19 protein-coding genes are annotated in these 19,655 nt (G+C 74.6%); 5 read left to right on the top strand and 14 right to left on the bottom strand.

What is annotated here, in order from left to right:
- Positions 1–21: 21 nt before the first annotated feature.
- The 8 genes from GVV04_RS13160 to GVV04_RS13125 form a co-directional block, all read right to left on the bottom strand.
- The gene (locus tag GVV04_RS13160) at positions 22–1,518 is read right to left on the bottom strand and encodes a DivIVA domain-containing protein (RefSeq protein WP_161687944.1); all 1,497 of its coding nucleotides are present in this window, start codon (positions 1,516–1,518) and stop codon (positions 22–24) included.
- 31 nt (positions 1,519–1,549) lie between these two features.
- Complete coding sequence (rlmN, locus tag GVV04_RS13155; RefSeq protein ID WP_161687942.1) at positions 1,550–2,701, bottom strand: 23S rRNA (adenine(2503)-C(2))-methyltransferase RlmN; 1,152 nt, start codon at positions 2,699–2,701, stop codon at positions 1,550–1,552.
- 104 nt (positions 2,702–2,805) lie between these two features.
- On the bottom strand, positions 2,806–4,179 hold the full coding sequence (locus GVV04_RS13150; protein ID WP_161687940.1) for a phosphatidate cytidylyltransferase: 1,374 nt from the start codon (positions 4,177–4,179) through the stop codon (positions 2,806–2,808).
- Positions 4,180–4,549: 370 nt separating this feature from the next.
- Positions 4,550–5,107 carry a ribosome recycling factor gene (frr, locus tag GVV04_RS13145; RefSeq protein ID WP_161687938.1) on the bottom strand — a complete coding sequence of 186 codons (558 nt, stop codon included), beginning with the start codon at positions 5,105–5,107 and terminating at the stop codon, positions 4,550–4,552.
- A gap of 81 nt (positions 5,108–5,188) precedes the next feature.
- A complete protein-coding gene (pyrH, locus tag GVV04_RS13140) occupies positions 5,189–5,956 on the bottom strand; it encodes a UMP kinase (protein ID WP_161687936.1) in 768 nt (255 codons plus the stop codon).
- Positions 5,957–6,116: 160 nt separating this feature from the next.
- Positions 6,117–6,944 carry a translation elongation factor Ts gene (gene tsf, locus GVV04_RS13135; RefSeq protein WP_161687934.1) on the bottom strand — a complete coding sequence of 276 codons (828 nt, stop codon included), beginning with the start codon at positions 6,942–6,944 and terminating at the stop codon, positions 6,117–6,119.
- 134 nt (positions 6,945–7,078) lie between these two features.
- The gene (gene rpsB, locus GVV04_RS13130; RefSeq protein WP_161687932.1) at positions 7,079–7,990 is read right to left on the bottom strand and encodes a 30S ribosomal protein S2; all 912 of its coding nucleotides are present in this window, start codon (positions 7,988–7,990) and stop codon (positions 7,079–7,081) included.
- A 204-nt stretch (positions 7,991–8,194) separates the two neighbouring features.
- Complete coding sequence (locus tag GVV04_RS13125; protein ID WP_407938788.1) at positions 8,195–9,400, bottom strand: hypothetical protein; 1,206 nt, start codon at positions 9,398–9,400, stop codon at positions 8,195–8,197.
- Positions 9,401–9,674: 274 nt separating this feature from the next.
- Here GVV04_RS13125 and GVV04_RS13120 point away from each other — a divergent pair, with 274 nt between their 5' ends.
- Genes GVV04_RS13120 through GVV04_RS13110 form a run of 3 tightly spaced genes read left to right on the top strand, consistent with a single transcriptional unit; the run spans position 9,675 to position 12,809 of the window.
- Positions 9,675–10,034 (top strand): YraN family protein, encoded by a 360-nt coding sequence (locus GVV04_RS13120; RefSeq protein ID WP_161687928.1) that lies wholly within the window; start codon positions 9,675–9,677, stop codon positions 10,032–10,034.
- Positions 10,035–10,047: 13 nt separating this feature from the next.
- Complete coding sequence (locus tag GVV04_RS13115; RefSeq protein WP_161687927.1) at positions 10,048–11,568, top strand: YifB family Mg chelatase-like AAA ATPase; 1,521 nt, start codon at positions 10,048–10,050, stop codon at positions 11,566–11,568.
- Positions 11,478–12,809 (top strand): DNA-processing protein DprA, encoded by a 1,332-nt coding sequence (locus tag GVV04_RS13110; RefSeq protein WP_161687926.1) that lies wholly within the window; start codon positions 11,478–11,480, stop codon positions 12,807–12,809. The genes GVV04_RS13115 and GVV04_RS13110 overlap by 91 nt, the downstream gene beginning before the upstream one ends.
- An 83-nt stretch (positions 12,810–12,892) precedes the next feature.
- Here the strand turns inward: GVV04_RS13110 and GVV04_RS13105 are convergent, their stop codons facing one another.
- Positions 12,893–13,060, bottom strand: a complete 168-nt coding sequence (locus GVV04_RS13105; protein WP_161687925.1) for a hypothetical protein — start codon at positions 13,058–13,060, stop codon at positions 12,893–12,895.
- Positions 13,061–13,291: 231 nt separating this feature from the next.
- On the opposite strand from GVV04_RS13105, the gene GVV04_RS13100 reads away from it, so the two are divergent.
- Entirely contained in the window at positions 13,292–14,350 is a 1,059-nt protein-coding gene (locus GVV04_RS13100; RefSeq protein ID WP_161687924.1) for a tyrosine recombinase XerC, read from the top strand.
- 217 nt (positions 14,351–14,567) lie between these two features.
- Positions 14,568–15,749 (top strand): aminotransferase class V-fold PLP-dependent enzyme, encoded by a 1,182-nt coding sequence (locus GVV04_RS13095; protein ID WP_161687923.1) that lies wholly within the window; start codon positions 14,568–14,570, stop codon positions 15,747–15,749.
- Between the two features lie 110 nt (positions 15,750–15,859).
- Here GVV04_RS13095 and GVV04_RS13090 read toward each other — a convergent pair whose 3' ends face one another.
- The 5 genes from GVV04_RS13090 to lepB form a co-directional block, all read right to left on the bottom strand.
- Positions 15,860–16,435, bottom strand: a complete 576-nt coding sequence (locus GVV04_RS13090) for a murein hydrolase activator EnvC family protein (RefSeq protein WP_161688396.1) — start codon at positions 16,433–16,435, stop codon at positions 15,860–15,862.
- An 868-nt stretch (positions 16,436–17,303) separates the two neighbouring features.
- Positions 17,304–17,627: a DUF2469 domain-containing protein gene (locus tag GVV04_RS13085; RefSeq protein WP_007075222.1), complete on the bottom strand. Its 324-nt coding sequence runs from the start codon at positions 17,625–17,627 to the stop codon at positions 17,304–17,306.
- Complete coding sequence (locus GVV04_RS13080; RefSeq protein ID WP_161687922.1) at positions 17,624–18,436, bottom strand: ribonuclease HII; 813 nt, start codon at positions 18,434–18,436, stop codon at positions 17,624–17,626. The genes GVV04_RS13085 and GVV04_RS13080 overlap by 4 nt, the downstream gene beginning before the upstream one ends.
- Positions 18,430–18,954, bottom strand: a complete 525-nt coding sequence (locus tag GVV04_RS13075; RefSeq protein WP_161687920.1) for an NUDIX hydrolase — start codon at positions 18,952–18,954, stop codon at positions 18,430–18,432. Before GVV04_RS13075 ends, GVV04_RS13080 begins: the two co-directional genes overlap by 7 nt.
- A 61-nt stretch (positions 18,955–19,015) precedes the next feature.
- Positions 19,016–19,651 (bottom strand): signal peptidase I, encoded by a 636-nt coding sequence (gene lepB / locus GVV04_RS13070; protein ID WP_161687918.1) that lies wholly within the window; start codon positions 19,649–19,651, stop codon positions 19,016–19,018.
- Positions 19,652–19,655: the final 4 nt, after the last annotated feature.

Genomic DNA, 19,655 nt, shown 5'->3' with positions numbered 1-19,655 from the left:
TCGGCGGGACCCGCCGGCCAGTCAGCGACCGAAGAGGATGTCCTGGACATCCTTCAGCGCCGCGTCGACCTCCGCCTCGAAGTAGCCGCCGGGCACCAGGCCGAACCGCAGGGTGTCCAGGTCCTTCGGGTTGACCGGCATCGGGCCTCGGCCGGTCATGCCGCCGAGGATGCCGTCGAAGAGTCGGTCGACCTGCTCCGGGTCGTACCCGCTGCCGAAGCGGCGCACCTCGAAGCTGCGGCGGATCTGGTCCACGCGGTGGAGGTCGCTGCCGGGGGGGCCGGCCATCGGCGGGCCGGCCATCGGCGGCGGGCCACCAACCGGCGGGCCACCGATCGGGGGCGGGCCACCAACCGGCGGGCCACCGATCGGGGGCGGCCCGGCCATCGGCGGGCCACCGAGCGGCTGATGTGGCAGGGGCGGCGGAGCGGCCGGGCCGCGACCGCGCAGCTCACGTAGGTCCCGCTCGGGCATCCGGATCTCGGCGGTCATGTCGGCCCGACCGTGCCGGCCCGCCTCGAAGCCGTCGAACCGGTCGTCCGGGCCGTAGCCGCCCGGCCCGGCGGGCAGGCCCCGCAGCGGGGGGCCGCCATGTCCCGGGCCGGGGCCGCCGGGACCCATCGGGCCGGGGCCGCCAGGGCCCATCGGGCCAGGGCCGCCCGGACCTCGTGGGGTGTCGTACCCGCCATGCGGGGCGTCGTAGCCGCCGGCGGCGAAGGCGCCGCTCGGCTCGTCGTAGCGGCCGTACCGGTCGGCGGGCGGACCGGCCTGCGCGGGCATCGGTCGGGGCGGCACGGGCCCGGGGCCACGGTCGTCACGCATCGGCACCGGGCCCCGATCGTCGTGCATCGGGCCAGGGCCACGATCGCCACGCATCGGCACCGGGCTGCGGTCGTCGTGCATCGGCACCGGGCCGCGATCGCCACGCATCGGCACCGCGCCACGATCGTCACGCATCGGGCCAGGGCCCCGATCGTCGTGCATCGGCACCGGGCCACGATCGTCGTGCATCGGCACGGGGCCCCGGTCGCCACGCATCGGGCCAGGGCCCCGATCGTCGTGCATCGGCACCGGGCCACGATCGTCGTGCATCGGCACGGGCCCCCGGTCGCCACGCATCGGGCCAGGGCCCCGATCGCCACGCATCGGCACGGGGCCCCGATCGTCACGCATCGGGCCAGGGCCACGGTCATCGCGCATCGGCGGGCCTATTCGGTTCGCCGCGCCGAGTCGGTCGGACATCCCGGAGTCGGTGCCACGGCTGACCACGCCCCCGCGCTCCTCCAGCTCGGCCAGCTGCCGCTCGACCCGGTCGAGGTGCAGGTCGACCTGCCACTCGTCGTAGCCGTTGAAGCGGACCCGGAAGACGACGTCATGGACCTCCTGGGAGGCCACGGGCGCGCCGACCGGCTGTCCGGCGAGTGTCGCCTCGACCCGGTCCAGGAAGGCGTCCACCTCGTCGACCTTGTAGCCCCGACGGAGCGCCTTACGCCGGAAACGCTGACCCTGACTCGCCACTATGTCTCCTGGTCTCGTTCGCTACGCCCGGTCACGCCGCCGCCTCCTGCGGCGCGTCGGTGTCGTTGTCCTCGGCCGCCGCGAGCTGCCCGCAGGCGCCGTCGATCTCGCGCCCCCGGGTGTCCCGCACCGTCGTGGACACCCCGGCGGCGCGCAGGCGCCGAACGAACTCCCGCTCGACCGGCTTGGGACTCGCGTCCCACCGGCTGCCCGGGGTCGGGTTGAGCGGGATGAGGTTGACGTGGGTCAGCTTGCCGGCCAGCAACCGACCGAGGAGGTCTGCCCGCCACGGCTGGTCGTTCACGTCCTTGATCATCGCGTACTCGATGGACACCCGGCGCCCCGTCTGGGCGGCGTAGTCCCACGCTGCGTCCAGCACCTCGGCCACCTTCCAGCGCTGGTTGACCGGCACGAGCTCGTCGCGCAGCTCATCATCGGGCGCGTGCAGGGACAACGCAAGGGTCACCGACAGGTCTTCGCTGGTCAGGCGGCGAATGGCCGGGACCAGGCCGACCGTGGAGAGGGTGATGTGTCGCTGGGACAACCCGAGCCCCTCCGGGGCGGGGGCGACCAGCCGGCGGATCGCCGCGATCACCCGCGAGTAGTTGGCCAGCGGCTCGCCCATCCCCATGAACACGACGTGGGACAGCCGCGGCGGAGAGCCGGCGACCGCGCCGGAGGCGGCCACGCCGGCCAGGTAGACCGCCTGGTCGACGATCTCGGCGGTGGAAAGGTTACGGGTCAGACCGGCCTGGCCGGTCGCGCAGAACGGGCAGGCCATCCCGCAGCCGGCCTGGCTGGAGATGCAGACGGTGACCCGGTCCGGGTAGCCCATCAGCACGCTCTCCACCAACGAGCCGTCGTGCAGCCGCCAGAGCGCCTTGCGGGTGGCCCCGTCGTCGCAGGCCAGCTCGCGGACCGGGGTGAGCAGGGTCGGCAACAGCGCACCGGCCAGCCGGTCCCGGGTGGCGGCGGGCAGGTCGGTCATCCCCGCGGGGTCGCGGACCAGCCGGCCGAAGTAGTGGGTGGAAATCTGCTTCGCGCGGAACGCCGGCTCGCCCAGCTCGGTGACCAGCGCCTGCCGACCGGCCAGGTCGAAGTCGGCGAGGTGGCGGGGCGGCATGGCCGCACGGCGTGCGGCGGGGGCGTCCGGGGCGACAGGAATCAGCGGAAGGCTCGTCATGGCGCTCCCAGTCTCCCACGCCGAACGGACGACACACCTGGCCGGAGGTGCCGAATCGCCCCCGACCGGGCGGTCGGCACGGGGTGCCCGGCGTGATCCATGCCTCAGCCCACCACCGGCACGAACACCGCCAGCAGCAGGTACGCGGTGGGAACCGCGAACAGAATCGAGTCGAGGCGGTCCATCAGGCCACCGTGGCCGGGCAGCAGGTTGCTCATGTCCTTCACGCCGAGGTCCCGCTTGATCATGGACTCCGCCAGGTCGCCGAGGACCGCCGCGCAGGAGACGGCCACCCCGAACAGCGCGCCCCACCAGGGGGCCACGTCGAACAGCAGCCAGATCAGCAAAGCGCTGCCGAGGGCGGCGGCGGTGACCGAACCGGCGAAGCCCTCCCAGGACTTCTTCGGGCTGATCGAGGGGGCCATCGGGTGCTTGCCGAAGTTGGCCCCGGCGGCGTACCCGCCGGTGTCGGAGAGCACCACCCCGACCAGGGTGACCAGCACCCGCAGGTGCCCGTCGCCGGGCGCTGCGGCGAGCATCGCCGCGAACCCGCCGAGGAACGGCACGTAGACCGCGATCAGGGTGGCCGCCGTCAGGTCACGCTGGTAGTTGCCCGGGCCGTCCCCCAGCCGCCAGATCATCGTGCCCAGCACGGTCACCAGCAGGCCGAGGCTGAGCGCGTCGGGGCCGGCGAACCAGGCCAGCCCGACCGTGAGCACGCCGCCGGTGAGCAGCGGCACCAGCGGCGGGTGTGCCCCGCCACGGCGAACCGCCCGGACCATCTCCCAGGTGCCGACCGCGATGGCGGCGGCGAGGACGAACAGGAAGGCGGGCAGGTAGAAGAAGAGTGGCACCAGCACGAGAGTGCCGAGACCGACGCCCACCCCGATCGCGGCGGGCAGGTTGCGCCCCGCTCGGCTGGGCGGCGCCTGCCGGGTGGGCGGCCGGTCCGCGCTGGCCCGCCGACGCCCGGGCTGCCGCCGACCCCGGGGCCGTTCCGGCTCCGCGCCACCGCCGGCCACCGTCGCGGAGGGCTCCTCCGGCCGGTATGGCGGCAGGGCCGACTCGTGTCCGAGGGGCTCGTCGGCCGGGCCGGCGGGGCGCCCCGGGCCGGTCTGCCGGCCCCAGTCGGCGTGATCCAGGTCCCCGATGTCGGGGAGGCCGGGCCAGACCGGCTCGTCGTCGCCGGGCAGCGGGCGGATGCCGTACGGGTCGGTGGGGTCCGCGTCGAGCGGCCCCAGCCGGCGCGGCTCGGCCCGGCCCCCGGGCTCGGACGCACCGGTCGCGGCCGGCGCGATCGGGTCGGCCTCGGAGGCGTCGAGCGTGTCGGGAGCAGAGGACGCGTACGCGTCGGTGGCGGCGCTGTGGGCCCACTGCCCTGGTTCGAGGTCACGGTCGGGCCAGGGAAGCGCGGCAGGGGCGTCCGGCCGGTCCCAGCTTCGGGGCTCGGCGCTGCGGTAGGGGTCGAGGTGGGACATCACGCACCGAACGGACGCGGTACGGGGTTCACCACATGACGTACGACCAAGACCATCCCCTACGACGACTGTTCCGTCCGGTTGACCGGCCCGACGGCCGGCCGGTTCCGGCCGTTAACCGCGTGGTGGCCGGAATCGTGCCGAGCCTACTGCACCGCCCGCCCGGACCGGGCGGACGATGGGCCACCCGCACCGCCGGCGACGGTGCACGGGACTCCTCGCCCGGCAAAGGCCCGGGTGCTGGCCCAGTGTCCGCCCCGCAGGGGACGCGACGACCCGCGACGACGAAGGCACCGGCGTCCCGCCGCCCGACGGCGACGGCACACCGGTGCCACGGCAGGTCACGCGACCGGCCCGGGCCGGCCCCGAATCAGACCTCCAGAAGCTCGGTCTCCTTGTGCTTGACCAGATCGTCGACGCTTGCGACGTACTTCTGGGTCAGGTCGTCGAGGTCCTTCTCGGCGCGGCGGCCGTCGTCCTCGCCGACCTCGCCGTCCTTGACGAGCCGGTCCAGCTCTTCCTTGCCCTTGCGGCGAATGTTGCGGATGGCCACCTTGGCCTCCTCGCCCTTGTGCCGGGCGACCTTGATCATCTCGCGGCGCCGCTCCTCGGTCATCTGCGGGAGCAGGATGCGCAGCTGGTTGCCCTCGTTGTTCGGGTTCAAGCCGAGGTCGGAGTCGCGGATCGCCCTCTCCATGGCGTTGATCTGCGAGTTGTCGTACGGCTTGATGATCGCCATGCGTGGCTCGGGGACCCCGATGGACGCCATCTGGGGCAGCGGCGTCGGGGTGCCGTAGTAGTCGATGATGACCTTGGAGAACATGGCGGCGTTGGCGCGACCGGTGCGGATGGCGCCGAACTCCTCCTTGGCGTGCTCGATCGCACGCTCCATCTTCTCCTCAGCCTCGAGGAGGGTGTCGTCGATCACCGGTCTCCTCGCCTCCTTCTTGTGTTCGTGGTGGGCTGTGCTGTCGTGTCGGAGGACCGCCGCTCGCCGGCCGCCGGCCCCTCAGGCGGTGATCAGGGTGCCGATCTTGTCGCCACCCACCGCACGGATGATCGTGTCCTCGCCCTGCGCGCCGAAGACCAGCATCGGCAGGCCGTTCTCCATGCACAGGCTGAACGCGGCGGCGTCGGCCACCCGCAGGTTGCGGCGCAGCACCTCGGAGAAGGTGATCGAGTCGAACTTGCTGGCGGTCGGGTCGATCCGGGGGTCGGCGGAGTAGACGCCGTCCACACCGTTCTTGCTCATCAACACCACGTCGGCGCGGATCTCCAGCGCGCGCTGGGCGGCCACGGTGTCGGTGGAGAAGTACGGCATGCCCGCGCCGGCACCGAAGATGACCACGCGGCCCTTCTCCAGGTGCCGGATGGCGCGCAGCGGGATGTACGGCTCGGCGACCTGGGCCATCGTGATCGCGCTCTGCACCCGGGTCTCGATGCCCTCCTTCTCCAGGAAGTCCTGGAGGGCGAGGCAGTTCATCACGGTGCCCAGCATGCCCATGTAGTCGGCGCGGGCCCGGTCCATCCCGCGCTTCTGCAGCTCCGCGCCGCGGAAGAAGTTGCCGCCGCCGACCACCACCGAGACCTGCACGCCGCGACGGACCACGGTGGCGATCTGCCGGGCGATGGCCTGCACGACGTCCGGGTCGACGCCGATCGCCCCGCCGCCGAAGACCTCGCCGGAGAGCTTCAGCACCACCCGACGGGCCCGGCCGGGCGGTGGGGCGGTCGGATCGTCCGCCTCCAGGCTCCGGTCACCAACAACCTGCGTCATCCGCCCCGTCCCTCCCCACGCGCACCCCACGTGCGCCGGTTACCGCGTACCTGCCGTCGCTGACCTTATGCGACAAGGAGGCCGCGGTGCCTGTCACGTACACCAGCGGCCTCCTCGTCGACGTTCCCTGCCCGCGGGCGAATCACGCCCGACCGGCGGCTCAGGCCTGGCCGACCTCGAACCGCAGGAAGCGGGTCACCTCGATGCCGGCCTCGGCCAGCAGCTGCTTCACGGCCTTCTTGTTGTCGGCGACCGACGCCTGCTCGACCAGGACGTAGTCCTTGAAGAAGGCGTTGACCCGGCCCTCGATGATCTTCGGCAGCGCCACCTCGGGCTTGTTCTCCTCGCGGGCGGTCTGCTCGGCGATGCGCCGCTCGGCCTCGACGACGTCGGCCGGGACCTCGTCGCGGGTGAGGTACTTCGGCCGCATCGCGGCGATCTGCATGGCCACGCCACGGGCGTCGGCGTCACCGGCCTCGTCGGTCTTGCCGGCGTACTCCACCAGCACGCCGACGGCCGGCGGCAGGTCCTGGCTCTTGCGGTGCAGGTAGACCGCGACGGTGCCGTCCAGCTTGCCGAAGCGGTTGAGCACCAGCTTCTCGCCGATCTTGGCGGACTGCTCCTGGATCAGGTCGGCGACCGGCTTACCGTCGATCGTGCTGGCGAGCAGCTCCTCGGCGGTGTTCGCGCCGCTGCCTTCGCCGTGCTCGACGAGCTGCTGGGCCAGCGCGATGAAGGCGTCGTTCTTGGCGACGAAGTCGGTCTCGCAGTTGAGCTCCAGCAGCGCCTTGCCCGAGTGCGCGATCAAGCCGTTGGCGGCCGTCCGGCCGGCCCGCTTACCGACGTCCTTCGCGCCCTTGACGCGCAGGATCTCGATGGCCTTGTCGAAGTCGCCCTCGGCCTCGGTCAGCGCCTTCTTGGAGTCCATCATGCCGGCGCCGGTGAGGTCGCGGAGCTTCTTGACGTCCGCGGCGGTGAAGTTGGACATGACTCTCTCTTCGGTCTTGAGACAGCGGGTGGGATGTTCTGGGTCCCGGTTAGCCGGATCCGGGCCGGCTGTGCCCGGCGTACCTGCCGTTCCCCGCCGTCCGGTTTCCCGGACGGCGGGGAACGGCGGTGCGGTCACTCTGCGGCGGCGACAGCCGGCTGCTCGGCGGGCTGCTCGACCGGCTGGGCGGGCTGCTCGACCGGCTCGGCCTGCTGCTCGACCTGCTCGACCTGCTGCGCCGGCTGCTCGTCGGTCTTCTTCGGCTCCTCGAGCAGCTCGCGCTCCCACTCGGTCAGCGGCTCGTCGGTCCCGACCTGGCCCGGCTCCGGCTTCTCGTCGCCGCCCCGGCGACGGCCGGAACGGGCGATCAGGCCGTCGGCGACGGCGGCGGCCACGACCCTGGTCAGCAGCTCGGCCGAGCGGATCGCGTCGTCGTTGCCCGGGATCGGGAAGTCGACCTCGTCCGGGTCGCAGTTGGTGTCGAGCACCGCGATCACCGGGATGCCCAGCTTGCGGGCCTCGTCGACGGCGATGTGCTCCTTCTTGGTGTCGACGATCCAGACCGCGGCCGGAAGCTTCTGCATGTCCCGCAGACCACCCAGGGTGCGGGTGAGCTTGATCTTCTCGCGGGAGAGCTGCAGGGTCTCCTTCTTGGTGTAACCGGCGGCGGTGCCGCTCAGGTCACCCAGCGCCTCCAGCTCCTTCATCCGCTGCAGCCGCTTGTACACCGTCTGGAAGTTGGTCAGCATGCCACCGAGCCAGCGGTGGTTCACGTACGGCTGGCCGACCCGGGTCGCCTGCTCGGCGATGGCCTCCTGAGCCTGCTTCTTGGTGCCGACGAAGAGAATGCTGCCGCCCTCGGCGACGGTGTTGCGGACGAACTCGAACGCCTTCTCGATGTAGTCGAGGGTCTGGCGCAGGTCGATGATGTAGATGCCGTTGCGCTCGGTCATGATGAAGCGCTTCATCTTCGGGTTCCAGCGCCGGGTCTGGTGCCCGAAGTGGACACCGCTCTCCAGCAGCTGACGCATGGTCACGACGGCCATGGTGGGTACTCCTCAAGATCCCTGGTTGTCACGCCCGGCCGGTGGCCGGGCGTCCTGGCGCCTGGTCGTCGGCCATGGTGTTCCCGATCAAGATCGGGACCAGGGAGGCCGCCGCCCCACGACGGCGCGTGGGGAGGGCGCGCGAGGTCGACCGCGTGCGGCGGTCGCCAGTCGACCAGTGTACGCCTCTGCGCGGCCCTCCGGTCAGCGGGTGGCGAGGGCCGCGGCAACGAAGAGCACCAGGCCCACCGTGAGGTACGCCGTCGGCGGGCGCAGCCAGCCCCGGCTGCCGTCGGCGAGCGCGAGGCCGCCGGTGCGCAGCCCGTAGAGCCCGACGCCGAAGATCGGCAGCCCGGCGACCAGGAAGATGCCCACCACGACGTCGGCGGCGGAAAGCGGATCCCCGAGCACGCCGTGCCGCAGGACCCGCAGGGCCGGGACCTCGAAGACCGCCACCAGCAGCGCGATCAGCACCGCCAGCGCCGGGCGGCGGGTCCGGTAGACGCCGTCGGACGGCGGCGGGCCGGGGCGGCGCAGCCCGTCCGGGGTGTACGCCGGCTCCAGGCCCGGCAGGGGCAGATCCGGTCGGACGGCCATGGCGGGCATCGGCCCGGTCGGCATCTCCAGCGGGTGCGGCGACCCGGCCGCCGGTCCCGCCTCAGCCTCGTGTCCAGGCTCGGCCCCGCGCCCCGCCTCGACCGAGCGGCCTGCCTCGGCCGCCGGGCCGGGGCCTGCGCCCCGGGCCGCCCCGTCCGTGCGGTCCGGCTCCCCGAGACGGTTCGGGTCGACGATCGGGTAGCCGCCGAGCGGCAGGGGACGGCCGGCCTCCGACCTGCGCCCGGCCGGGTCGACGCCGAGCGGGTCCGGCTCGGGCGGGGTGTCCCGGGAGATCGGGTCGTACGGGGCGCCGGAGACCGGCGTGGGCCGCTGGCCGACGGTCAGCGGGAACTCGACGGAGCGCTCGCCGGCAGGCGGCGGGAACGCGACGGAGCGCTGGCCGCCCGACAGACCCGTGTCCGCGCCCCGTGGCCCGGCGGACAGCCCGGCCTCGGCGGCCCGGGCCGCCCGACGCGCCTCCCGCTCCGCGGCGAGCTCGTCCGCCGACACCCCGAACGAGCCGGTGTCGGCCCGCCTCGACCGCGACGGCCGGTAACTGTCGGTGTCGGTGTCGGTGCGCCCGAAGGCGTCGTCCGCCCCGTGCCGCCCGGCCTCGGAGTACCGGCCGACGGGCGGGTCTGTCAGCTCGTCATAGCGTCGCTCACCGGTGTCCCCGCGCTGGTCCGAGACGCGAAACTCGTCCGCTGGATAACGGTCGTCGCCCGGCGGACGCCAGTCCGGCTCGCCGTACCCGCGCTCGCCGGGGTACCGGCTCGACTCCTGATCATCGGGAAAGCTCCGTCGTGCGTTCACGACGGGCACCGTATGTGACAGTCGTACCCCCGCGCCATCCGGATGCTGGCTTCCCCCGGACGGCACCCGCCGCCCCGGGTCGGCGGGTCGGACGTTCCGGGAGGCCGGGCCTGCGCGACGCCGTCCGGCGCGGCGTGCGCGACGGCCGGTGACGGCCACCGACGGTACGGCTGTCCATAGCACGCAGGGGGCATGATCGTCCGGTTGTCCACAGCGACCCCGTCGTCCACAGGCTCCCCCCGGAGGGGCTGCCGGGCCCGGCATGGTGCGACGCATGACGAAGCGGAACCAGGCGGTCGGCGCGTACGGGGAACGGTGCGCCGTCCGACACCTGATCGGGGCGGGGCTACGCCCGGTCGCCCGGAACTGGCGCTGCCCGGCCGGCGAGATCGACATCATCGCCTGGGACGGCGCGGTGCTCGCCTTCTGTGAGGTGAAGACGAGACGCACCGCCGACTTCGGCACGCCGGCCGAGGCGGTCGTGCCGTCCAAGGCTCGGCGGCTGCGAGGGCTGGCCGCCCGCTGGCTCGCGGAGACCCGCACCACCGCTGACGAGGTGCGGTTCGACGTGCTGTCGGTCGAGCTGCCCGACGCGGGCGCGGCCCGGGTCGAGCACCTCAAGGGGGCGTTCTGATGGGCGGCCAGGCGTGAGCTACGCGAAGGTGCTCTGCGTCGGCCTGGTCGGGGTGGCCGGGCACGTGGTGGAGGTGGAGGCTGACCTCGCACCGGGGCTGCCGGCCGTGGTCATCTCCGGGCTGCCCGACACCGCCCTGCACGAGGCGCGCGACCGGGTCCGCGCCGCGGTCGTCAACTCCGGCCAGCGATGGCCGAACCGGCGGATCACCCTCAACCTGCTTCCGGCCACGATGCCGAAGTTCGGCTCGGCCTTCGACCTGGCGATCGCCGTGGCGCTGCTCGGCGGCTCCGGGGAACTGCCGCTGCTGGCGCTGGATCGGGTGGTGGTCCTCGGCGAACTGGGCCTCGACGGCACCGTCCGGCCGGTGCGTGGGGTGTTGCCGATGGTGGCCGCCGCGGCGCGGGCCGGCCTCGAACGGGTGATCGTCCCGGCCGACAACGCGGCCGAGGCGGCGGTCGTCCCGGGCATCCGGGTCCGCGCCGTGGACACGCTGCACCGGCTGGTCGAGTTCGTCCGGGACGGCACGCCGCTGATCGAGCCGCCCGCCTTGGCGCCGTCCCACGGCCCCGACGGGCCGGACCTGGCCGACGTGGCCGGGCAGGCGCTGGGCCGACGTGCCCTGGAGGTGGCCGCCGCCGGCGGGCACCACCTGGCGCTGTTCGGGCCGCCCGGGGCCGGCAAGACCATGCTCGCCGAGCGGCTGCCGTCCATCCTGCCCGAGCTGGACGACGAGGCGGCGCTGGAGGTCACCGCGCTGCACTCGATCGCCGGGCTGCTGCCGGCGGGCGGCCGGCTGCTGCGCCGGCCGCCGTTCCAGGCGCCGCACCACACCGCGACGGTGGCCTCGCTGGTCGGCGGCGGGTCGGGGCTGGCCCGCCCCGGCGCGGTGTCGCTGGCCCACCGCGGGGTGCTCTTCCTCGACGAGGCGCCCGAGTTCGGCAGGGGCTCGCTGGAAGCGCTGCGCCAGCCGCTGGAGCACGGCCGGGTGCTGCTCGCCCGCAGCCGGGGTGGCACCGAGTACCCGGCCCGAACGCAACTGGTGCTCGCCGCCAACCCTTGCCCCTGCGCGAAGCCGGCCGGGGACATCCACTGCGAGTGTTCCCCGCTGGCCCGTCGGCGCTATCTCGGCCGGCTCTCCGGCCCACTGTTGGACCGGATCGACGTGCAGGTCACCCTGCCGCCGTTGCGGGCGGCGGAGTTGATGGAGGCGACGATGGCCGAGGAGCCGTCGGCTGCCGTCGCGGCCCGGGTGGCCGCCGCCCGCCGGGCCGGCGCCGAGCGTTGGGCGGGTACCGGCTGCCGGGTAAACGCGGAGGTCCCCGGTCCCCGGCTGCGCCGTCCGCCCTGGCGACTGCCCGAACGGGACACCCGCGAGCTGCGGGGCCGGCTCGACTCCGGCTCGCTGTCGGCGCGCGGTTTCGACCGGATCATCCGGATGGCATGGACCGTCGCCGACCTCGACGGGCGGGACCGGCCGCACTCCGACGACGTCCGGGAGGCCATCCAGCTCAGGACGGGGGACGCGGCGTGAACACCGAGGAGAACCTGCTGGCCCGGGTGGCGTTGACCTGGCTCGCCGAGCCCGGCACCTGGTCGGTACACCGGCTGGTCGACGAGCTGGGCCCGGCGGGCGCGCTGGACCTGCTGCTCGACGGCGGGGCGCCCGAGGAGTGGCTGCGCGCAGCCGTGGCGGCCCGGTCCCGGGAGGGGGACGCCCGGGCCGTGGCAGCCGACGCCCTGGCCCGTACGCAGCGGCTGGGTGCCCGGATCGTCACCCCCGACGACGAGGAGGAGTGGCCGGCGCGCGTGGAGGACCTGCGCCGGATGGTCCTGCCGGGCGCCAACCGGCGGGTGGATCGGGAGACCGCGCCCCCGCTCTGCCTCTGGACGCGCGGCGCTTGGCCGCTCCGGGAGGCGCTGGACCGGTCGGTCGCGGTGGTCGGCGCCCGGGCCGCCACCGGGTACGGCTTGCACGTGGCCACCGAGCTCGGCTACGGGCTGGCCGACCGGGACTGGACGGTGGTCTCCGGAGGAGCCTTCGGCATCGACGCCGCGGCGCACCGGGGCGCGCTCAACGCCGGCGGGCTGACGGTGGCGGTGCTCGCCTGTGGGATCGACCAGCCCTACCCGATGGGCAACGCGGCCCTGTTCGACCGGATCGCCGAGACCGGGTTGCTGGTCAGCGAGTGGATGCCGGGCGCCGAGCCGTTCCGTCCCCGGTTCCTCATCCGCAACCGGGTGATCGCGGCGGCGACGCTGGGCACGGTGCTGGTGGAGGCGGCGGCACGCAGTGGCGCGACCCAGACGTTCAATCGGGCCCTCGCGGTCGGCCGGCGCCCGATGGTGGTGCCCGGTCCGGTCACCTCCGCCATGTCGGTGGGCGCCCACGAACTGCTGCGCGAACAGCCGTCGGCGAGGCTGGTCACCGGCGTGCCGCACGTGCTGGAGGAGGTGGGCCGCATCGGCGCCGACCTGGCGCCACCGGCCCGCGCCCCGCAACGCCCCCGGGACCTGCTCGACGACGAGGCGACGCTGGTGCTGGAGTCGATGCCCCGGCGCGGCGCGGTCGACGTGGACCGGCTGGCCGCCCGCGCCGGCGTGGACCTCCGGACCGCCCTGCGCAAACTCTCCCTGCTGGAGGAGCTGGGCATGGTCCGCCGCCGCGACGACGGGTACGCCCTGGTCGCCCGCCCGGCCGGCACCCCTCCGGCCCACGCACCCGGCACCCCTCCGGCCCGCGCACCCGGTTCCATCGCGGACCCGCCGCCGTGACGGCTCGACCGGGCCGGTCCGTCACGTCGGCTCCTCGGCGCGAACGGTCGGCGTCGTCGCGGACGTGGGGCCAGCCGCGTCGCTCAGTCGCCCTCGAAGCGGAGCTGCACGTAGTGGTCGCACAGGCAGCGCCGGGCCAGGCTCACCAGCACGTCGCGTGGGTCCGCCACCACCTGCACGCTGGCGTACGACGGGCGACGGCGGCCGGGGCCGGGGTGGACCAGCCGGTAGAGGACGACATCCAGGCCCATGCTCGGTCCCGCCTTCCTGAGGGCCCGTCCGGCGATCTCGCGTCGGCACGGACGGGTTCCGGGTCCGCCCGCCCGGCTCGGTGGCCACGCGGCCGCTCCCCCGCCACCCGCCGCCCCGCCGGCCCGCCGTGCTGCCCGGGTGGCGGGGCGCTCGTAAGCTGAGCCGGTGCGAGGCGACGGAGGGGCACGGCCCGGTTGGTCGGCTGCTGCGGGCGGGCCGGAAGGCGCCCGGTGAACCGCGCCGAGCGCGGCACGAGGGAGACGCACGCGGCCCTTCCGGTGGCGTTGCGGGAGGCGGTGGACGACTTCGCCGACCACCTGTCCCGGGTGCGCAACCGCTCGGCGCACACCGTCCGGGCGTACGTCGGCGACCTGGTCTCCCTGCTCGACCACGCCGCCCGGATGGGCTGCGTCGGGGTGGCCGACCTCGACCTCGGCGTGCTGCGCAGCTGGCTGGCGAAGCAGCGAACGACCGGGGCCGCGCGGACCACGATGGCCCGGCGGGCCGCCTCGGCGCGCACGTTCAGCGCGTGGGCCCACCGCGCCGGCCTGCTGCCCACCGACGTGGCCGCCCCGCTGGCGAGCCCTCGGGCCCACCGGGACCTGCCGACCGTGCTCCGCGCCGACCAGGTGACCGCCCTGATCGAGGCCCCGGCCTCCCGCCCGACGACCCCGGCCCCGGCCCCTGCCGCAGGGGCGGAAGGGCTTGACGACGAACGGTCCATGGCGGGGCCGGATCCTTCCAACGCCTCACCGCCTCCTCCCGCCGACGGGGAGGCGGCGCGGGCCGTGGTGCTGCGGGACCGGGTCCTGCTCGAGCTGCTCTACGCGACCGGGGCGCGGATCAGTGAGGCGTGCGGCCTGGACACCGCCGATGTGGACGACGCCCGCCGGGTGGTCCGGGTGCTCGGCAAGGGCTCCCGGGAGCGGTCCGTGCCGTACGGGGTGCCGGCGCAACGGGCACTGGACGAGTGGCTGCGGGCGGGGCGACCCGTCCTCGCCGGCCCGGAGTCCGGCGGAGCCCTCCTGCTCGGGGCGCGGGGCGGCCGACTCCACCCGACCATCGCCCGACGGGTCGTCGCCGGGTACGCGGCGGCGGCAGGACTGCCCCGGACCAGCCCGCACGGCCTGCGTCACTCGGCCGCCACCCACCTGCTGGAGGGCGGCGCGGACCTGCGGGCGGTGCAGGAGCTGCTGGGCCACTCGTCGCTGGCCAGCACGCAGATCTACACCCACGTCTCGGTCGAGCGGCTGCGGGCCGTGTACCGGCAGGCGCACCCGCGTGCCTGAGCCGGGTGACCCCGCGCCCCACGCGTCTGCGCCGGCCCTGCCCCGCGCCGACGCGCCCCTCAGACCGACCGGTGCGCGGGACGACCGGTGCGCGGGACGACCGGTGCGCGGGACGACCGGTGCGCGGGACGACCGGTGCGCGACCGGGGAAGCGCGCCGCCGCCGTCGCGTGGTCGTTGGAGGGCACCGTCGATGGATGTCGGGCTACGATCATGGGATGAGCGCGCCGCAGCCGCCCGAGCCCATCCCCGGCGCCCGGCTACTCTTCTCCCTCGACCCGGCGGTAAGCCACCTCAACCACGGCTCGTTCGGCGCGGTGCCGATCGGCGTGCAGCGCGCCCAGCAGCGGCTGCGCGACGAGATGGAGGCCAACCCGCTGCGCTTCTTCGGGCCGAGCCTGGTGGACCGGATCGCCCACACCCGCCGGCACCTGGCCGCCTTCCTCGGCGCCGACCCCGACGGCACCGCGCTGGTCGGCAACGCCACCACCGGCGTCGCCGTGGTGCTCCAGTCGCTCGGCCTGCGCCCCGGCGACGAGGTGCTCACCACCGACCACGGCTACGGCGCGGTCGGCTTCTCCGTCGACCGCGAGTGCCGGCGCACCGGGGCGACCCACCGCATCCTGCACGTGCCGTTGACCGCGACGGACGAGCAGGTCGTCCAGCTCGTCCGGGCGGGGCTGCGGCCCGGGCGGACGAAGCTGCTCGTCGTCGACCAGCTCACCTCGGCCACCGCCCGCCTCTTCTCGGCCGCGGCGATCGTCGGGGCCGCCCACGAGCACGAGGTTCCGGTGCTCGTCGACGCCGCCCACGCGCCGGGCATGCTGCCGGCCCCGGTCGGGGGGATCGGCGCGGACTTCTGGGTCGGCAACCTGCACAAGTGGGGGTACGCCCCGCGCGGCACCGCCGCGCTGGTGGTGGCCCCGTCGTGGCGGGACCGGATGGAACCGCTGGTGGTCTCCTGGGAGCAGGGGGCCGGCTTCCCGGGCAACGTCGAGTGGCAGGCGACCCTGGACTACACCTCGTGGCTGGCCGCGCCGGCTGGCGTCTGGACCCTGCGCACCCTCGGCGTCGACCGGGTGCGGGCGCACAACGCCGCGCTGGCCGCGTACGGGCAGCGGGTGGTGGGGGACGCGCTGGGGGTGGCACCGGCCGACCTGCCGGATCCGGGCGGGCCAACGGTGGCGATGCGGATCGTCCCGCTGCCGGCCGGGTTGGCCGCCACGGTCGACGACGCCCTCGCCCTGCGGGGCCGGATCGCCGAGGAGTTGTCCGCCGAGGTGGCGGTGATGTCCTGGAACGACCATGGCTGGCTACGGCTGTGCGCCCAGGTCTACAACGCGCCCCACGAGTACGAGCGGCTCGCCGCGCGGCTGCCGGCGCTGCTCGCCCGGCGCTGACCGGCGACCACACCGGCGACCACGCGCCGACCACGCGCCGAGCACGTCGCGTCCAGTCCCGGCCAGGTCAAAGGCGGCTGCGTGAAGGCGGCACGTGGCGGCGGGGCCGGTCAGGTGGGCAGGAGCCGGACGGGGCCGAGCCCGAGCAGGGCCAGCGGGTCCAGGTACTCCTCTCCCCGGCGCAGCCCCCAGTGCAGGCAGGCCGCTTCGGGACAGCCCATGTGCCCGGGCCGCAACCGGCCCAACGGCGTCCCGGCGGCCACCCGGTCCCCGGCGCGGACGCCCGGCCGCACCGGCTCGTACGTGGTCCGCAGCCCCGCGTCATGCCCGACCGTGACCACGGGGCGCCCCGCGACCGGGCCGGCGAACAGCACCACCCCCGACCCGGCGGCCCGGACCACGATGCCCGGCGCGGCGACCAGGTCGACGCCCCGGTGGCCGGGCAGCCACGGCTGCGGGGGCGGCGCGAAGCGGCGGGCCGGTCGCGGGACGCCGTCGAGCGGCCACCGGAACCGCGCGGCCGGCGCGGGCGGCTGCGCCCGGGCCGCTGCGGCAGGCGCTGCCGCCGACCCGGCACCGGACGGCCCGGTCGGGGCAGGGCCGGGCCGCACGGCGGACACGATCACCACGCCGGCAGCACCGGATTGCGACCGAGCCACGGGGCCGGCCCCGACGCCGACGGCCATCGCGCAGAGCGCCGCTGCGGACAGCACCGCCGTGGCCGGTCGCGCCGGCCGTCGAGCAGCCCCGCCCCGGGCCCGCCGGCCGCCGGCGCCGGTCCCGCCCCACCCTGGGCCACCGGCCCCGACCCTCTTCCACATGCCCGGCAGCGTGCCCGAATCCCGGGACGCGCCGCCACCGCCGGCCACTCGCCTGTGGACGGTCGAACGGGCTGTGGACAGCCCTCGTCCGGACCGATGATCTGCTACGGCCGGCCCGGCCCCACCCCACCCGGCCCGGCCCCACCCGGCTCGTCCCGGCCCCACCCGGTGCGTCCCGGCCGGCACCCCGGCCCACCGCCGGACCAGCACCGCCGGCCAGACCAGGAAGCGCAGGACGACCACTGTGGACGGGGTCCCCCCGGCGGACGAGCCGGCGCCCCGGACAGAGCCCCACCCCCTGGTCCACCGCCTGGCTCCCCGAACCTCATGCCCCGCGCCCGGCTGCTGTGGCCAGGGCGGTGCACGGTGGACGATCGGACGCGGTCCGGGCACGCGCCGCTGGGTGAAGGTGACCACCGACGGCGGGACGCCCTGGGCGTGGCGGCGCCGACCGGCGGAGAGTGGGCGTCGCGGTGCCGACCGGCGGAGAGTGGGCGTCGGCACCGACCGGCGGAAAGCGGGCGCGACGGCGCCGACCGGCGGAATGGGCGTCAGACCAGCCGAGTGAGCGTCAGACCAGCGGGAGCAGGCCGGAACAGGGGCCGGGAACGGCGCGGGCGCGGTGCTGTCGGGCTCGGGCCGGCGTGGTGTCGACAGAGTGCGGCGGGGCCCGACGGTGGGGACGCGCGGCAGGCGCCCGCCCGGTCGATGCGGGTGGCTGCCGGAGGGGCCGTCAGCCGCCGAAGCCGGAGTCGGCCGGCAGGGAGATATCGGGCTTCTCCAACTCCTCGACGTTGACGTCCTTGAACGTCATCACCCGGACGTTCTTGACGAACCGGGCAGGACGGTACATGTCCCACACCCAGGCGTCGTGCATCTCGACCTCGAAGTAAACCTCGCCGTCGGAGTTGCGCACGTGCAGGTCCACCTGGTTGGCCAGGTAGAAGCGGCGCTCCGTCTCCACGACGTAGGAGAACTGGCGGACGATGTCGCGGTACTCCCGGTAGAGCTGGAGCTCCATCTCGGTCTCGTACTTCTCGAGATCTTCCGCGCTCATCGCACTCCGCCTTCCATGACCACATCTTCCCCCACCGGCGCGGGAGGTCGGGGCTGCTCGCCCAACGCCACGCCGACGGTACCTCCTGACGCGCCGAAGCGCTCCATCGGCTCGTCCGGGCGCGCACCCACCGGTCGGCGGGACCTGGGTGGACGCCCGTCCAGCCCGGACACGGCGGCCACGTTCACGTACGAGAAGCGGTGTTCCCGGCACGGTCCGTGCTCCCGCAGGGCGGCGGTGTGCTCCGCCGTGATGTAGCCCTTGTGCTCGGCGAAGCCGTAGTCGGGGAACGTCCCGTCCAGCTCGACCATGATCCGGTCCCGGGTGACCTTGGCCAGCACGCTCGCCGCGGCCACGCAGGCGGCCACCCGGTCGCCCTTCCAGACCGCCAGCCCCGGCACGTCCAGCCCGTCGACGCCGAAGCCGTCGGTCAGCACGTAGTCCGGGCGGGTGTCCAGCGACGCCAGCGCCCGGCGCATCGCGGCGAGGTTGCACACGTGCAGGCCGCGGGCGTCCACCTCGTCGGCCGGGATCACCACCACCGCGTACGCCAGGGCGCGGGCGACCACCTGCCCGTAGATGCGCTCCCGGCTGGCCGGGGTGAGCAGCTTGGAGTCGGCCAGCCCGTCGATCTCGCCGCGCCGCCCCTCGGGCAGCACCGCCGCAGCCGCGACCAGCGGGCCGGCGCAGGCGCCCCGGCCGGCCTCGTCGGCGCCCGCCACGTGCCGGAAGCCCCGGCGTTGCAGGGCGCGCTCCAACGCGTACAGCCCGGCCTCCCGGCGCACCACGGTGCGCGGCGGGGTCAGCACGGCGTACCGCCGGCCGTGGGGACGACCCCTGCGGACCCGGCGGGCGGGGGCGGCGCGTCGGGCCGCGCGGCCAGCACCCGGCGCAGCAGGGCCGGCAGGTCGGGCGGGTAGTACCGCTCGGTGGTGGCGGCCAGTTCGTCGGCCGGCCACCAGCGGTACCCGGAGACGCTGGCCCGCTCGACGGCGTCGAAGCCGGCGGTGTCCACCTCCCAGGAAGGCACCCGAACCAGGAAGAACTCCTGCTCCTGCTGGTACCGCACGCCGTCGAAGGGGAACCGGACCGTCTCCCGCCACACCGGCTCGCCGAGCTCTGCCGGGGCGAGCCGCAGGCCGGTCTCCTCGGCCAACTCCCGGGCGGCGCCGGCCGCCGGGGACTCACCCGGCTCCAGGCCGCCCCCGGGGGTGAGCCAGTACCGGTGCTCGGGTCGCGCCGGGTCGCAGCCGGCGAAGAGCAGCACCCGGTCGGCGGCGTCGACGAGCAACACGCGCGCCGCACGTCGAGGGGTGTAGACCGTCACCATCCCAGCCTGCCAGACCCGGCCCGCGTCGCCCACGCCCACCCGGGGGTCGGCGGGCGGATCAGGGGTTGGGGACGTCGTCGAACGAGTCCGGGACGGTGAGCCAGGTGGCTCGGCTGACCGGCCAGAAGACGGTGAAGGCGCGGCCGACCACCCGGTCCTCGGGGATGGTGGCGCTCTGGATGTCTTGGCCGGACTGCTGCCAGTGCTCCAGCGAGTCGCCGGAGGCCGAGCGGTGGTCGCCCATCACCCACAGCCGCCCCTTCGGGACGGTGATGTCGAACTCCTGGTCGGCCGGCTTGTCCTGCTGCCCGTTCGCCGAGTAGATGTACGGCTCGTCGAGCGACCTGCCGTTGATCACCAATCGTTCCTGCGGGTCGCAGCAGACCACATGGTCGCCGCCGACGCCGATCACCCGCTTGATGAAGTCCTCGCCGTCGGGGTTGCCGCTCCACTCGGTGGGCGCCTTGAAGACGATCACCTCGCCCCGGTGCGGTGCCCGGAAGTCGTACACCAGCTTGTTGACCAGCACCCGATCGTCGATCTGGAGGGTGTTCTCCATGGACGGCGACGGGATGTAGAAGGTCTGCAGCACGAAGGCCCGCACCAGCACCGCGACCAGGATCGCCACGCCCAGGAGAATGGGTAGCTCCTTCCAGAAGGAGCCGCTCTTCTTGTCGGTCTGCTCGTCAATCACGGGT

Origin of the sequence: Micromonospora rubida, assembly GCF_009908295.1 — a bacterium.
GTDB lineage: Bacteria > Actinomycetota > Actinomycetes > Mycobacteriales > Micromonosporaceae > Micromonospora > Micromonospora rubida.
Note: the sequence above shows the minus strand (reverse complement) of the source record. Positions and strands in the feature narration are given on the sequence as shown.

Coding starts and splice junctions, on each gene's coding strand:
- rlmN (WP_161687942.1), bottom strand. CDS start 2,701: ATGACGAGCCTTCCGCTGATTCCTGTCGCCCCGGACGCCCCCGCCGCA.
- GVV04_RS13150 (WP_161687940.1), bottom strand. CDS start 4,179: ATGTCCCACCTCGACCCCTACCGCAGCGCCGAGCCCCGAAGCTGGGAC.
- pyrH (WP_161687936.1), bottom strand. CDS start 5,956: ATGACGCAGGTTGTTGGTGACCGGAGCCTGGAGGCGGACGATCCGACC.
- tsf (WP_161687934.1), bottom strand. CDS start 6,944: ATGTCCAACTTCACCGCCGCGGACGTCAAGAAGCTCCGCGACCTCACC.
- rpsB (WP_161687932.1), bottom strand. CDS start 7,990: ATGGCCGTCGTGACCATGCGTCAGCTGCTGGAGAGCGGTGTCCACTTC.
- GVV04_RS13120 (WP_161687928.1), top strand. CDS start 9,675: ATGACGAAGCGGAACCAGGCGGTCGGCGCGTACGGGGAACGGTGCGCC.
- GVV04_RS13110 (WP_161687926.1), top strand. CDS start 11,478: ATGGACCGTCGCCGACCTCGACGGGCGGGACCGGCCGCACTCCGACGA.
- GVV04_RS13105 (WP_161687925.1), bottom strand. CDS start 13,060: ATGGGCCTGGATGTCGTCCTCTACCGGCTGGTCCACCCCGGCCCCGGC.
- GVV04_RS13095 (WP_161687923.1), top strand. CDS start 14,568: ATGAGCGCGCCGCAGCCGCCCGAGCCCATCCCCGGCGCCCGGCTACTC.
- GVV04_RS13090 (WP_161688396.1), bottom strand. CDS start 16,435: ATGGCCGTCGGCGTCGGGGCCGGCCCCGTGGCTCGGTCGCAATCCGGT.
- GVV04_RS13085 (WP_007075222.1), bottom strand. CDS start 17,627: ATGAGCGCGGAAGATCTCGAGAAGTACGAGACCGAGATGGAGCTCCAG.